Annotated in this window: 17 protein-coding genes; 9 read left to right on the top strand and 8 right to left on the bottom strand. The window is 56.5% G+C overall.

The annotated features are described in order from the left end of the window. Nucleotides 1–64 precede the first annotated feature (64 nt). Nucleotides 65–976 (top strand): LysR family transcriptional regulator, encoded by a 912-nt coding sequence (locus N2601_RS24295; RefSeq protein ID WP_260305181.1) that lies wholly within the window; start codon nt 65–67, stop codon nt 974–976. A 118-nt stretch (nt 977–1,094) separates the two neighbouring features. On the opposite strand, the gene fba is transcribed toward N2601_RS24295, so the two are convergent. Further along, nucleotides 1,095–2,159, bottom strand: coding sequence for a class II fructose-bisphosphate aldolase (fba, locus tag N2601_RS24290; protein ID WP_104826870.1), 1,065 nt, complete (start codon nt 2,157–2,159; stop codon nt 1,095–1,097). Nucleotides 2,160–2,661: 502 nt separating this feature from the next. Continuing rightward, nucleotides 2,662–2,871, bottom strand: a complete 210-nt coding sequence (locus N2601_RS24285; protein WP_260305180.1) for a hypothetical protein — start codon at nt 2,869–2,871, stop codon at nt 2,662–2,664. A 124-nt stretch (nt 2,872–2,995) separates the two neighbouring features. On the opposite strand from N2601_RS24285, the gene N2601_RS24280 reads away from it, so the two are divergent. From N2601_RS24280 to N2601_RS24270, 3 genes are all read left to right on the top strand, one after another. Further along, complete coding sequence (locus N2601_RS24280; RefSeq protein ID WP_260305179.1) at nt 2,996–3,739, top strand: LuxR family transcriptional regulator; 744 nt, start codon at nt 2,996–2,998, stop codon at nt 3,737–3,739. 78 nt (nt 3,740–3,817) lie between these two features. Then, nucleotides 3,818–4,483, top strand: coding sequence for an acyl-homoserine-lactone synthase (locus tag N2601_RS24275; RefSeq protein WP_104826867.1), 666 nt, complete (start codon nt 3,818–3,820; stop codon nt 4,481–4,483). 37 nt (nt 4,484–4,520) lie between these two features. Beyond that, nucleotides 4,521–4,784, top strand: a complete 264-nt coding sequence (locus N2601_RS24270; protein ID WP_104826866.1) for a hypothetical protein — start codon at nt 4,521–4,523, stop codon at nt 4,782–4,784. Nucleotides 4,785–4,956: 172 nt separating this feature from the next. On the opposite strand, the gene N2601_RS24265 is transcribed toward N2601_RS24270, so the two are convergent. From N2601_RS24265 to N2601_RS24255, 3 genes are all read right to left on the bottom strand, one after another. Then, nucleotides 4,957–5,163: a CsbD family protein gene (locus tag N2601_RS24265; RefSeq protein ID WP_104826865.1), complete on the bottom strand. Its 207-nt coding sequence runs from the start codon at nt 5,161–5,163 to the stop codon at nt 4,957–4,959. Nucleotides 5,164–5,577: 414 nt separating this feature from the next. After that, on the bottom strand, nt 5,578–5,742 hold the full coding sequence (locus N2601_RS24260; protein ID WP_028750291.1) for a DUF1328 domain-containing protein: 165 nt from the start codon (nt 5,740–5,742) through the stop codon (nt 5,578–5,580). Between the two features lie 165 nt (nt 5,743–5,907). Continuing rightward, entirely contained in the window at nt 5,908–6,432 is a 525-nt protein-coding gene (locus N2601_RS24255; RefSeq protein ID WP_260305178.1) for a hypothetical protein, read from the bottom strand. Between the two features lie 245 nt (nt 6,433–6,677). Here N2601_RS24255 and N2601_RS24250 point away from each other — a divergent pair, with 245 nt between their 5' ends. Then, nucleotides 6,678–6,956: a hypothetical protein gene (locus N2601_RS24250; protein WP_260305177.1), complete on the top strand. Its 279-nt coding sequence runs from the start codon at nt 6,678–6,680 to the stop codon at nt 6,954–6,956. Nucleotides 6,957–7,155: 199 nt separating this feature from the next. Here N2601_RS24250 and N2601_RS24245 read toward each other — a convergent pair whose 3' ends face one another. Next, nucleotides 7,156–7,497 (bottom strand): DUF2934 domain-containing protein, encoded by a 342-nt coding sequence (locus N2601_RS24245; RefSeq protein WP_260305176.1) that lies wholly within the window; start codon nt 7,495–7,497, stop codon nt 7,156–7,158. 130 nt (nt 7,498–7,627) lie between these two features. Next, nucleotides 7,628–8,437: a mechanosensitive ion channel family protein gene (locus tag N2601_RS24240; RefSeq protein WP_260305175.1), complete on the bottom strand. Its 810-nt coding sequence runs from the start codon at nt 8,435–8,437 to the stop codon at nt 7,628–7,630. Nucleotides 8,438–9,042: 605 nt separating this feature from the next. Between N2601_RS24240 and N2601_RS24235 the strand changes: the two genes are divergently transcribed. From N2601_RS24235 to N2601_RS24225, 3 genes are all read left to right on the top strand, one after another. Further along, the gene (locus N2601_RS24235) at nt 9,043–9,288 is read left to right on the top strand and encodes a hypothetical protein (RefSeq protein ID WP_245464188.1); all 246 of its coding nucleotides are present in this window, start codon (nt 9,043–9,045) and stop codon (nt 9,286–9,288) included. A gap of 185 nt (nt 9,289–9,473) precedes the next feature. Next, entirely contained in the window at nt 9,474–10,058 is a 585-nt protein-coding gene (locus N2601_RS24230; RefSeq protein WP_260305174.1) for an RBBP9/YdeN family alpha/beta hydrolase, read from the top strand. A gap of 113 nt (nt 10,059–10,171) precedes the next feature. Further along, on the top strand, nt 10,172–10,831 hold the full coding sequence (locus N2601_RS24225) for a peroxiredoxin (RefSeq protein WP_104826859.1): 660 nt from the start codon (nt 10,172–10,174) through the stop codon (nt 10,829–10,831). A 191-nt stretch (nt 10,832–11,022) separates the two neighbouring features. Here N2601_RS24225 and N2601_RS24220 read toward each other — a convergent pair whose 3' ends face one another. Beyond that, nucleotides 11,023–11,775 carry a YoaK family protein gene (locus N2601_RS24220; RefSeq protein WP_104826858.1) on the bottom strand — a complete coding sequence of 251 codons (753 nt, stop codon included), beginning with the start codon at nt 11,773–11,775 and terminating at the stop codon, nt 11,023–11,025. Between the two features lie 225 nt (nt 11,776–12,000). Here N2601_RS24220 and N2601_RS24215 point away from each other — a divergent pair, with 225 nt between their 5' ends. Continuing rightward, complete coding sequence (locus N2601_RS24215; protein WP_104826857.1) at nt 12,001–12,318, top strand: DUF982 domain-containing protein; 318 nt, start codon at nt 12,001–12,003, stop codon at nt 12,316–12,318. Nucleotides 12,319–12,410 lie beyond the last annotated feature (92 nt).

The following is a 12,410-nucleotide window of genomic DNA, read 5'->3' as shown; positions in this document are numbered from 1 at the left end:
TAGAGAGGGTAGGCGCTAATCTGAATACTGGAAAAAATACATCTAGTATAATGTAGGGATTATATTGGGCGCTCGTCTTCCACCCCTTCGATTGCTGACGGTCTTCGAGACCGTACTACGGACAGGCAGCGTCCAGAAGGCTGCGTCGGACCTGAATGTTACGCAACCGGCCGTGAGCCAAGCGCTCAAGACCCTGGAAGACTACGTCGGCACACGCCTGCTTGACCGGAGCAAGCGCCCGGCAACACTCACGGAAGCGGGCAGGATTCTACAGGCTGGCGTTTCGGAGGGGCTTGGGCGCATTGCGGAGGCCTTCGTGCAGTTACGCTCGCTTCAGAATGCTGCCGAACAATCTGTCACCGTCGCCTGCAGCGTTGGCACCGCGACCTATTGGCTCATGCCGCGGCTGGCGGATTTCTACAGTGAGCACCAGAACATCGCCGTGAACGTGCTGACGACCGCCGGCGCGCCGGAGTTCCAGCCCGGCGTGGACCTTGTCATTCGCTACGGCACGGGCAGATGGACGGACGGTCGAAGCGTTAAGCTCTTTGACGAAAGGGTCGTTCCCGTCTGCAGTCCGCTCGTTGCTAAACGGATCGAAGCCGAAGGCGGCCTGTCGACCGCGACCTTGCTGCATGTCAGAAGCGACGACAATAGCTGGCTCACTTGGAAGGATTATCTCAGTCTCAATGGATTGCCCGAAAATCGGGCGCTGGGCCGCTACTTCACCAACTATGTTCAGGCAACCCAGGCCGTCTTGTCGGGGCAGGGCGTCCTGCTCGGATGGGAGTCGAATGCGGGAGATCTCGTTCGCGAGGGGAGGCTCGTGGTGTTTGGCGAGACTGCCTATTATCCCAAGGAAGCCTTCTTCCTCGTTTCTCCCACGGCGCCGCAGCGCGGGGAGGCGGTGCGGCTTCTGACGGAGTGGATCGTCGGTCTCGGAGCCGGCAGCAATGGCGTCGGCGCTTCGGCCTGAGGAGCGGCCGTTCGCATATCTGGAAGAGAGTGTCCACAAAGCCTGCCATCCCCGGCAGGCTTTGTGGATCGACATTTTACGTTTGTGCCGGAGTCGGTCTATCGCCCGACATCAGCTTTTACGAAAAGACCGGGTCGAGCGAGCCGGACTTGTAGCGTTTGGCCATTTCGGCGACAGAAAGCGGTTGAATGCGAACGGCGTGACCGGCCGTTCCGAACTGCTCGAACCGCTCCTTGCAAAGCTTCGTCAGCGCCGCCATGGCGGGCTTCATATATTTGCGCGGATCGAATTCGCTCGGGTCTTCCTGCAATACGCGGCGAATCTGGCCGGTCATCGCCATGCGGCCATCGGTGTCGATGTTGATCTTGCGCACACCGTTTTTAATGCCGCGCTGAATCTCTTCGACCGGCACGCCCCAGGTTGGCTTCATCTGGCCGCCATACTTGTTGATGATCTCCTGCAGTTCGGCCGGAACCGAGGAAGAGCCGTGCATGACGAGGTGCGTATTGGGCAGCTTGCGATGGATTTCCTCGATCACGTTCATTGCCAGCACCGAACCATCGGGCTTTCGCGTGAACTTATAGGCGCCGTGCGAAGTACCCATGGCGATGGCAAGCGCATCGACCTTGGTCTCGCGAACGAACTTGACCGCCTCGTCAGGATTGGTGAGAAGCTGATCATGCGACAGCTTGCCTTCGGCACCATGACCATCTTCGGCCTCGCCCATGCCGGTTTCCAGCGAGCCCAGCACGCCAAGCTCACCCTCGACAGAAATGCCACCGAGATGCGCCATGTCGGTGACCGTCTTCGTCACGCCGACATTGTAATCCCAATCGGCCGGCGTCTTGGCGTCTGCCTTCAGCGAACCGTCCATCATGACCGAGGTGAAGCCGGCCTGAATCGCCGTCATACAGCTCGAGGGATCGTTGCCATGGTCAAGATGCACACAGACCGGAATATGCGGGTAGATCTCGACGACCGCGTCCATCATGTGCTTCAGCATGATGTCGTTGGCATAGGCTCTGGCGCCGCGTGATGCCTGCATGATGACGGGCGCATTGACAGCGTCGGCAGCCTCCATGATGGCGAGCGCCTGCTCCATATTGTTGATATTGAAAGCGGGTACGCCATAGCCATGTTCTGCTGCGTCATCGAGCAACTGCCTCAACGTGATGCGTGCCATTCAAGCTCTCTCCCTTTGCCATTGTGAGCGACTGCGATCATTTTGATACTTATCGGGATGTCATTTCGATTGCACCGGAGATTGGCTACAGGTCGTAGCCGGATGCGAGATCGAAGATAGCTGGAACCTCCCGAAAACTTCGTGGAAGGCCTCATAGCATTCCATCAAAATTCATAACAGCATAAACTAACAAGATCACATGGCTTGTGACGTTTTGCTTAAAGTCGCAGGAAATCGCGGGAAATTCCGCCGTCGCTTTGTTAAGCGGGGCATCTCTTTATGCTTCAAGCAATCTTGTCGGTGATTTGATTATTATGTCTTTTCAGGTGTTTTTTCGAGACGAGGCATTCAACCTATGCATCACAGGTTGAGAGGATCGCTTCAATTTTCATGTGATGGGATTATCGGCTCGCCATCCGGTGGCTGTTACAGGCAGGCCGAGGACCTGTGAATGGCATGAGAGGCAGGTGTGCCGCTCGCAATTCTGACCGGAACGCGATTTTCATCGAAAAAAAGAAGGGATTGGATCGATCGTCTCGGGGGACAGAGCACGATAGACCCTAATCCAAAACAACGCTTCGCTTGTTCGTTGGCTGCGTTCGGCAATCAGCGCCCGTATCAACGCTTCCGAGCCGGCCATATCGTGCCAGCTCGTTTTTAATCCAGTGGCGGCTTGGTTCACCGCCTCCTCGGCTTCGTCCGATTGGCCCATCTCGCTCTCCTAACGTGAGGATATACGACCGCCTTTCCTAACGTCATTCCCCTCATATGTGGGGATCCCCTTGTTTGTGGAAGCAATCTCGCGGTAAGATGGTATTGAAGCGAGGTGGTGCATCATGCGGGGAACTTCCGACAGCCCAAGATTCGAGCACGCCTTCAATGAGATCAAAGCGGCGCCGAATGTCGACAGCGCCATTCGGTCTCTGCAGGCGGCATATCACGTCGACTACGTGACTTACCATCTTGCGCAGACCATCATGGATACGATCGACGCGCCATTTGTGCGTACCACCTATCCGGACGCCTGGGTTTCCCGATATCTTCTCAGCGGCTACGTCAAGATCGATCCCGTCGTTAGGGAAGGCTTTCTCCGTCAACTTCCGTTCGACTGGAGCGAGGTGGAGCCGACACCGGAGGCCTATGCACTATTGGTCGACGCGCAGAAACATGGTCTCGGCGGCAACGGTTATTCCATTCCGGTTGCCGACAAGGCCAGACGCCGGTCGCTGCTTTCCATCAATTCAGGCTTGCCGGCCGATAAGTGGCAGGAATTGGTCGTCAGTTGCCGAGAGGAATGGACGGAACTTGCACATCTCATCCACGGCAAAGCCGTCTTGGAACTTTATGGCGAACATGATCCGGTGCCATCCTTGAGCCCAAGGGAAATCGAGTGCCTGCATTGGACAGCGCTTGGCAAGGACTATAAGGACATCGCGCTGATCCTCGACATTTCCGAACATACGACACGCGATTATCTGAAGACGGCGCGGTTCAAGCTGGGCTGCGCCACCCTCTCGGCTGCCACCACCAAAGCCGTCCAGCTTCGCATCATCACGCCCCTGACCAATCCCCTCAAATGAGGGGCTCCATTTGCGGGATTTCCGATAGCGGTTTTCCGGCCCATTCTCGCCTTACGACAGCAACTGTTGGAGGCGAAAATGTTCATAGTTATTCAGGCTCATGAATATCATAAATATGCGAACATCCTCGATCAGATGTTCCGCCTTCGTAAGACAATCTTCGCAGATACGCTCGGCTGGGACGTAAACGTCATCGGACCTTACGAGCGCGACAGCTATGATGCGCTCGGCCCCGCCTATCTTGTTTGGTGCGATGAGCGCCGCATGCGGTTCTACGGCGGGATACGGCTCATGCCGACGACAGGGCCGACGCTTCTTTACGACGTCTTCAGAGACACGTTTCCGGCCGCAACGGACCTCGTTGCCCCGGGGATTTGGGAAGGAACGCGCATGTGCATCGATGAAGCTGCCATTGCGAGCGAGTTTCCCGACATCGATGCAGGCCGGGCATTCAGCCTGTTGTTGCTCGCGCTTTGCGAATGCGCGCTCGATCATGGCATCCACACTATGATTTCCAACTATGAACCCTATCTCAAGCGCGTGTACAAGCGGGCAGGTGCCGAAGTTGAGGAACTCGGCCGCTGCGACGGATATGGAAAATATCCTGTTTGCTGCGGTGCGTTCGAGGTCTCGCAGCGTGTGCTCGCAAACATGCGGCGTATGCTCAAAGTCTCGGCTCCCCTTTATGTTCGCCCGAAGCCGATCCGATCCGTTACGACCCGACTGTTGGAGATCGCGGCGTAAGAAACGTGACCTTCGTGTTTCGAATTAGGAGGTGCTCATGCCCGAAGACGATAGTCTGAGAGTGCGTGAATTTGTCAGAATGTTCAGGCTGATTTCCACGGCGAAGGAGGCGGCCGAAGCGCTACAGCTTCGCAACCTTGTCCACCTGACGAACATGGCACTGCTGCAGGTGGCATTGGACTGGGATGGTCTGGACCCGGAACGTGACCCCGATATCGATCTCGGAGGACTCGTTCGCGAAAAAGCACGGATCGCGATGAGGAACGGCAGAGAGAACCTGCTCGTCCTACCTCATCCTTGAATGACGAAACCTGGGCGGGGACATTCAATGATTTCCATTGGGTCGGGTCGGCGCCTTCGTCGACCTGATCTTCGTCCAGAGCGTCGTTGCGGCTTTGAAGGGTGGCATCCGACTCGGTGCCGGGAATCAAAAAAATGCCCCGCGGCGCGGGGCAATTGGCTAATACGACCTGTTAGTGCCAGGTCTGCCTGTTATACCAGCTATCAATGTCGCGCCGCGCGCGATCTCTTTCCAAACCATAGCGTTCCTGGATTTTGCCTTCGAGCTGATCCAGGCGGCCGTCGATTTGATCGAGGTCGTCGTCCGTGAGCTTACCCCACTGCTCCTTTACCTTGCCTTTAACCTGCTTCCAGTTTCCTTCGACTCTATTCCAGTCCATGATTTTCTCCTCGCTATCTCGGTTGCTCATGGGGAGATAACGCTGCTTGGCTGTCTTTGTTCGGGAAAAAGGCCTGCGACGAGGAGCGAAAATGACAGGCTAAATAGACTTACGAGAGATCGGCCAGGATGGGCCGCAACCCCATCCCAGTAGGGTCAAGTGACGTACAGAACGATCATCGGAAGCCCGCAGATATTTAGGCCCGCCGCGAAGCTGGGCAAGCACGCGACGGGCCAGGGCATCGCCGCTTGGTTCATGCGATACCCAGTGGCGCCCCCCTGCCACCCGCGTTCAAACCACGATAATCTGGGAAAGTTCCAGGGTATTTTCTGAAAGCCCGGCTAAAGACCTAGACGTTGTACAAAAGGCGTAGTTCCCCAGCCGAGCCATTGTTTGACCGCTTCTTTCTTGGTTCTATGGTCGCCGCACGACCCGCATGACCAGCGAGACGATAAACAAAACCAGGAAGATGAAGAATAGAAACTGTGCGATCGAAGCAGAGGCGCCTGCAATGCCCCCGAATCCGAGAACACCGGCAATCACTGCCACAACCAAAAACACGAGAGCATAGTAAAGCATCGTGGTCTCCTTTCGATTGATGTAGGAGATAACGGAGCGCTTCGGTATTAGTTCCGAAAGGTCATGCCCGCGCCAATCTAACCTTTCGAGCATGGCTATCGCATCGATCGTTCAAACCACAGATGGACGCCGGCGGCGACCGGGGCGGGAGCAACTATTTGTTGGCTATCCAAATCCGACGGCATGCTGGAATGATCTGTCGCCCTCATTGGGCTCCGGCGGTTCCGCCGCCTGAAGGTAGAATTTGACAGGCGCCGTCAGAACGAACCAAATACTTGCGCCGAACAAAAAATACGCGCCCACGGAATCGCCGGAGCCGGCGAAAAACGGAAGGCTGGCGGACATGAACAACACAGTCATTCTCACTGACCATTCTGTTTCCCGTCTTGCGAAGGCATGTGTCCTAAGGCGCGCATATTCCCGCCGGCCATATGTGTCGGCTTTTCTCATCGACAAATAGAGCTTCCAAACGGAAGGAAGTGCCAGCATGATGAGGGCTGCAGCGCTGACGAGGAATCCCGAGCCGTGTAGAAAGTGTTCAGCGGCAATGAAAAGAAACAGGAGTACGGCAAGGTGCCAAGTCGGCTCGAGCCGCTCTGGAGGTTGACCGGAATAAATATGCCAGGCTCGAAGCCAGTTGGCTGCGCCATCGAGCAGTGGCTGATCGATGTAACGATTGATCCATTCCATTGCGTAAGTCGTCCCATTTGCCGGAGGAGAAGGGAACACCACGCAATTCCGTCATCATCGTGGCAAGATTAGTGATAAGCAATAAATGGCTGTCACCGAAGGCACCGCTGACGGCCGGAACTTGATGAACAGTCTGCCGTTTACAGCCATCTCTCATCGGAGGACATCATGCAATTCACCGACATAGCTATCGCGTTCAATGGGGCGACCGCTCCAGTGGAATTCATCGGCGAAGGAGTCAAACTGTGAACACTGCCAACCTCCAACTCGAAGGTCTCCTCACCGCAGTCGCTTCAATCAATGCCCTTCTCGTCGACAGCGGCATCGTTTCTCGCAGCGAGATGCAGCAGGCGTTGGAACGAGCACAGCAGGGCGTCAATGGCGAGGCCCGCGGCCTTTCAGAAGCCAATCGAAAGGCCATGCTCTTTCCCATTCGCCTTCTGCTGCTTGCCAACGAGGACGCTGATTTGGGGAAATCCAGGACATTTGCCGAATATGCAGAGGCAGTCGGCAAATCATCCTGAAGAATGCCTGATCTCCGAGACATGCCTGAGGAGAACCGGAGAGCTGCAGCCGCCGGGCCGAAAGAGTTTGCGGCAGATTATGCCATTCCTGTCTACCGCAAACGGGGCGTTCGCACGAGGCCGTGCGTCGATATAGAACTCCATCGGCCAGTCACGAAGCTGCGGTCGAGCTATAGGTGAATGTTGCGGTGCCGTCGTCCTAAGGCTGCTCTTGCGTCCCCGGCGCAGCCGTCCGTTTATCCGCTTCTTCCAGATCGCTTTTTACCAGAAATGCGTCGGTATGTTTGCGGGCGGCTTCCCGTAATGCATCAAGTTTCGGCACGTCGTCGCCCTCGATCTCGATCTTATCGAGATGGAACTCGCCGCTGATCTGTCTTTCTGCACGTTCCCAGTGCTCGACGGCTCGACCTTCCGGTCTGCCTTCGTTCTCCCAGATGGCGTAAGCCCGCTCTCTGATTTCCTTTTCAAGGTCTCTTGTTGCCGGTTCCGCCGCTTTTGATTGATCGGCTGCTGGTGAATTGATGGGTGCGTTGTCTGCCATCGGTCATCTCCTTTTGCCTATCAAATCGACGTAAGGAGAGTATGTTCCGTGCCCACGCTTGCCTTTTGCTCGTTCACCGCAAATTTCTGCGACGGCAGGTCGTCGACTGGCGGCAAACGCGCTCCGCGATCTACTTGAGCAAGATGCCTTTGGCGGCAAGGCCTCGTCTCAGCCGCTCGATCATGGCGTGGCGCGTCTCCGACCATTCCCTCGTTTTCGCCCAGTATTCGATCATCAGGACCGTCTTATCGGCGGTAAGATCGTCCGAATAAACGCTGGACGGCGGATCCTTTTGCACTCGTTCGTCCGATCTGACGAGTTCGAGGATCGCCTGCGTCACGATGTCGATATCGACATCGTTGCCGACAGCCACCGATAGTTGCTGGCGCCGGCTGACCTCGCGGCTATGATTTTTGATCGGTGTATTCCAGAGCGTGGAATTTGGAGCCATCAGGTAGAGGCCGTCGGCCGTCTTCATCTCGGTGGCGAACAAGCCTATTTCGAGAATGCGTCCTTCGACGTTGGCAGTCTCGATATACTCACCGACGCGCAGCGGCCTCAGCACCAGAAGCATGATGCCGGCTGCAATGTTTTGAAGCGTGCCTTGCAGCGCCAAGCCGATCGCCAAGCCTGCAGCGCCCAGAGCAGCAACGATCGATGCGGTCTGGATGCCGAATTGCGCCAGTACTGCGACAAAGACAAAAATGAGAATGCTGTAGTGCAGCAGGTTTTCGAAAAAGCGCGCAAGTGTCTCATCGATCCCATGTATTCTCGACAGACCTTCATAGGACCACCGGCTTAAAACGCCGGACAGAATCCAGCCGGCGACGAGAAGAATGACGGCGCCTAGGATGGAGAAGCTATATTGTACAATCAGTGCCGCTGCTTGGCTGAAGGCGGCGCGGGCGGCGAGAATAAGATTGACCGGCTGATTTTCCATCGGAAAAGCATCCTTCCAAGATAGTGTCGATTTTGATTGGGTCTGAAATAGTTCGTTGCCCCCGTTTTCAACCGAGACGTTACGGTTTCTGTCGAGGCGAAGCTTAGCCCTGAGCGGTATCGAGGACGGCGATGCACGAAACGCCGCTCCTTCATGGGCGCGCTGGCAAGCTTATTTCTACTTGGAGGATCAAGGTCTTCCGGCTGTCGCTCGATGTATGGCATGAGGGGCATGGAACATGAAAAGAACTCGCTGCCCTCTGGCGGATAGCGGCGAGTTCTCTTCATTCAGTCCGCCGCAAAGCACTCATCTTTCCGCTTTGTGGCTGCACGAAATTCTTCGACTCAGCACCGCCCCGAATTCCGCAGAATACTTGCCACATGCCGGGGCATCCAAATAGTCGCTAATAGGTATTAGCGCGTTCGGTTCAATCGGGGTACCGATGGTTGGTCCAATCAACCGCGCGGTGGGACGTCGAAGCCCTGCATCGGACGGCTACTCGAGGTGGCGCAATTCGAGAACAGATTTCCTCCTTTCGTAGCAAGGAAAGATGCTCGTTCCTTTTATCTACTATTCTTATAGAGAATATTGGTAAGCGGTCTTGGATGACCGATAGGGCAGACGGCTTGGTTCTGCGTGACGAGATCAACGAGATGGAGGATCGCATGAAATTCGATTTCATCAGCCGCTTGAAGATAGTTTTCCGCCGTCTTGCACCTCACCAGTCGGGCAAGCCTGGCGCTCTGAGGACATCTGTCGAAAGAACGATCACGTCGGGTGAAAGCCACGATCCATCGGCGCGCGATTACGAGCTCTATTATTGGTGCTCCACGCCGGCGCCCTGGTATTGAGAGGAAACCCGCTATGGCATTAGCCTTCGATCTGCGACGACCGGTTGCGAACCGGTTTCCGAGCGACATTCGATCCCATCTTGTTCATGGTATCGAAGTTTTCTCCGTTATTTCGTCCTTCCTGTTTCTGTTCGCGTTTGTGGCGGGCGTATTCTGATGCCTCAAAGCATAATCATGGACATGCGATGAGCAGAGTGCTGATCTTGCCGGGTCTGTTCGGATCGGGGGAAGGGCATTGGCAGCGTTACTGGCTGCAGGATCAGCCGGACGGGCGCCTGGTGGATCAGGACGATTGGGATCACCCGAACTTTTGCGATTGGATGGCGAGGCTTGAGGCAGCGCTTGAAGAGGCAGGAGAAGCCTACATCGTTGCCCACAGCCTCGGCTGCCTCCTGGCAGCGCGGCTGGCGGGCCGGACGGCGGCGCGACACGTCAAAGGCGCGCTGCTCGTTGCGCCTTGCGATCTTCCGGCAACCGAGGCGCTGCATGCGGGACATATTTCTTTCGGAGCCATGCCCACCGAGGCCTTGCCTTTTCCCAGCATGACGATCGGCAGTCTGAACGACATATACATGACGCTTGACCGCCTTACGATGTTCGGGCACCTCTGGAATTCCGATATCCGGAATATCGGCCTTGCGGGCCATATCAATGTCGCGAGCGGCTTCGGGCGCTGGCCGAGCGGATACGGCTTGTTGGAGATGCTGAAGGCGCGGGCTAAACACTGGAGACCCCGAAGGTCTATGTCCGTGACTGCCGCGACCGCCTAAAAGGAGGACTTTTCTTCGGATGCATTAGGCGGCATCCTGCGATTAGATTTTAACCCAACGTTCGCCGCCAAAAATTTGCAAGAGACGACGAGCCCCTATTTGGAGGATCCACCATGAGCCTGCGTATCAATGATATCGCACCCGACTTTACCGCCGAGACCACCCGCGGGCCGATCCAATTCCACGACTGGATTGGCAATGGCTGGGCAGTGCTGTTCTCGCATCCCAAGAACTTCACGCCGGTCTGCACGACCGAGCTCGGAGCAATGGCGGGCCTTGAGCAGGATTTTGCCAAGCGCGGCGTCAAGATCATCGGCATTTCCGTCGATCCGGTCGAGAGCCACAGCAAGTGGAAGGGCGACATCAAGACGGCGACCGGCTTCGATGTCGACTATCCGCTGATCGGCGATAAGGACCTCAACGTCGCCAAGCTCTATGACATGCTGCCTGCCGGCGCGGGTGAAAGCTCGGAGGGCCGCACGCCCGCCGACAACGCCACCGTGCGCTCAGTCTTCGTCATCGGCCCCGACAAGAAGATCAAGCTGATCCTCACCTATCCGATGACGACCGGCCGCAACTTCAACGAAATCCTGCGTGCTATCGATTCCATTCAATTGACGGCGAAGCATCAGGTCGCCACGCCGGCGAACTGGCAGCAGGGCGAAGATGTCATCATCACGGCCGCCGTTTCCAACGAGGACGCTATCACACGCTTTGGCTCGTTCGATACGGTTCTGCCCTATCTTCGCAAGACGAAGCAGCCCTCGGCCTAAGCGGCCCGCATCCGGGAACGTCGGCTCGATCTGAGCCGCGTTCCCATTCCGTCGAGGGATCGGCAATTCGCTCCCTATTTAATGTTCTTGTTTAACAACAGAAAATTCTTGTATTTCGCTGTTCTTGAATGATTTTCACGATAGCGGCGTGTGCGGAAAGCCGAATTTAGCTTTCCGGGTGCCTCGCGGGCTCACCGATTTATGTCAGATGGAAAGGTGCCAGGAGCAGAGAGGGTCGATTTCGCCCGCCGAATTGCATCCAGCGCAATCATCGTCAACAACGCTGCGGCCAGAATGAGAAGGTAGCCGCCGACGGCGCGATATATGACGACGCCCAGAATGCCGCCGATCAGGAAAGCGGCAATGGTGTAGAGATGCAGCCGGAGCTTGGTCAGATTGTGCCGCGCCTCGGTCTTGGGCTCGCGTCCGCATAGAATGTCGAAGGCGATCCCGAGTTCGATTCCGAGATCGGTGGCCATGCCTGAGACATGTGTGGTGCGCACGCGGGCATCGGAGATGCGGGTGACGACGGCATTTTGCACGCCCATCAGGAACGCAAGGCCGAGAACGAGAACCGGCACACGCCAGATGGCCAGCAGCCAGAGATCCGCGCAGCCGAGGAGGGCAAGCAGTCCCGCTTCGGTCAGGATGCTATAGGCGTAAATGGCATAGACGTTACGACGGCGGCCTTCGTTGATGATCAGCGTCGAGACTGCCGCGCCAAGTATGAACGCCACCACGATCCCGCCATAGAACAGGGCGGAGAGCCACTGGCCAATCGCCAGATCATCGGAAAGCGTGGAGACGTTGCCCGTCATATTGGCGGAGAAGAAGCCGACGGCATAGAAAGCCGATGCGTTCAAGGCGCCGGCGATGGCGGCAAGCGAAGCCGCAAGGCCGCGATCGATCTTTTCGTTACGATGAGAACCCTGTCTTACGAGCATATGTTGAGAGCTATTGGCGTGACGGCATGTGTGAACGCTCTCAGCTTACCCACAGGCGCCGAGTCTTTACAAGCGGCGGTTTCGATCGTGCTGGACTCTGCCGGGCGCGCTTGGGTTAGGGCCGCCGCATCTCCAAATGCCGTCGGCGCTCCCTTGAAGATGAAGGGGACTGGGCAATATTCATAGCTCAGAGCGATTGGGACGGCATTCGACTGGAGGAAGAAAATGTTGAACAACAACGTTCCCTGGATACGGTCCGTCAGCATCCGGTTGCAATGCGGTTTGGAGCGGAGTTTCTCCGGCGCATACGATGCTTTGGATTTCCTCGAAAATGAATGGCCACTCCGACACGGAAAGCGGTATGATCGCGCAATCAAGTCATGCCACGGAGCGTTGAATGGCGTGATCCCCTCGATCGTCGCACGTGAGGCGTTTCTCGCAGCGTGCCTGGAGGCAGATATGCCGGCGGTCATTTCGCCTCGCAAGGCGATGCCGCAACTGGCTTCCGGACCTTCGCGGCCAATGCGCTCCACCAGGATTTGAGGCAGATGGCTCCGCCTGAGGGCGGAGTTCTGAGCAGCGGGTACAGGTATCACCGTTAAACGCCCAACGAACGGAGCAAATCTCTCCGGTTG

The sequence above is a fragment of the Rhizobium sp. CB3060 genome, assembly GCF_025200735.1.
Lineage (GTDB): Bacteria > Pseudomonadota > Alphaproteobacteria > Rhizobiales > Rhizobiaceae > Rhizobium.
The sequence above is the reverse complement of the archived record's forward strand: the minus strand, read 5'-3'. Positions and strand labels throughout refer to the sequence as shown.

Excerpts from the sequence above, each read along its gene's own strand:
- N2601_RS24215 (WP_104826857.1), top strand. The coding sequence starts at position 12,001 with ATGTTGAACAACAACGTTCCCTGGATACGGTCCGTCAGCATCCGGTTG.
- N2601_RS24255 (WP_260305178.1), bottom strand. The coding sequence starts at position 6,432 with ATGGAATGGATCAATCGTTACATCGATCAGCCACTGCTCGATGGCGCA.
- N2601_RS24285 (WP_260305180.1), bottom strand. The coding sequence starts at position 2,871 with ATGGGCCAATCGGACGAAGCCGAGGAGGCGGTGAACCAAGCCGCCACT.
- N2601_RS24230 (WP_260305174.1), top strand. The coding sequence starts at position 9,474 with ATGAGCAGAGTGCTGATCTTGCCGGGTCTGTTCGGATCGGGGGAAGGG.
- N2601_RS24235 (WP_245464188.1), top strand. The coding sequence starts at position 9,043 with ATGACCGATAGGGCAGACGGCTTGGTTCTGCGTGACGAGATCAACGAG.
- N2601_RS24240 (WP_260305175.1), bottom strand. The coding sequence starts at position 8,437 with ATGGAAAATCAGCCGGTCAATCTTATTCTCGCCGCCCGCGCCGCCTTC.
- N2601_RS24275 (WP_104826867.1), top strand. The coding sequence starts at position 3,818 with ATGTTCATAGTTATTCAGGCTCATGAATATCATAAATATGCGAACATC.
- N2601_RS24270 (WP_104826866.1), top strand. The coding sequence starts at position 4,521 with ATGCCCGAAGACGATAGTCTGAGAGTGCGTGAATTTGTCAGAATGTTC.
- N2601_RS24260 (WP_028750291.1), bottom strand. The coding sequence starts at position 5,742 with ATGCTTTACTATGCTCTCGTGTTTTTGGTTGTGGCAGTGATTGCCGGT.
- N2601_RS24245 (WP_260305176.1), bottom strand. The coding sequence starts at position 7,497 with ATGGCAGACAACGCACCCATCAATTCACCAGCAGCCGATCAATCAAAA.
- fba (WP_104826870.1), bottom strand. The coding sequence starts at position 2,159 with ATGGCACGCATCACGTTGAGGCAGTTGCTCGATGACGCAGCAGAACAT.
- N2601_RS24220 (WP_104826858.1), bottom strand. The coding sequence starts at position 11,775 with ATGCTCGTAAGACAGGGTTCTCATCGTAACGAAAAGATCGATCGCGGC.
- N2601_RS24265 (WP_104826865.1), bottom strand. The coding sequence starts at position 5,163 with ATGGACTGGAATAGAGTCGAAGGAAACTGGAAGCAGGTTAAAGGCAAG.
- N2601_RS24280 (WP_260305179.1), top strand. The coding sequence starts at position 2,996 with ATGCGGGGAACTTCCGACAGCCCAAGATTCGAGCACGCCTTCAATGAG.
- N2601_RS24225 (WP_104826859.1), top strand. The coding sequence starts at position 10,172 with ATGAGCCTGCGTATCAATGATATCGCACCCGACTTTACCGCCGAGACC.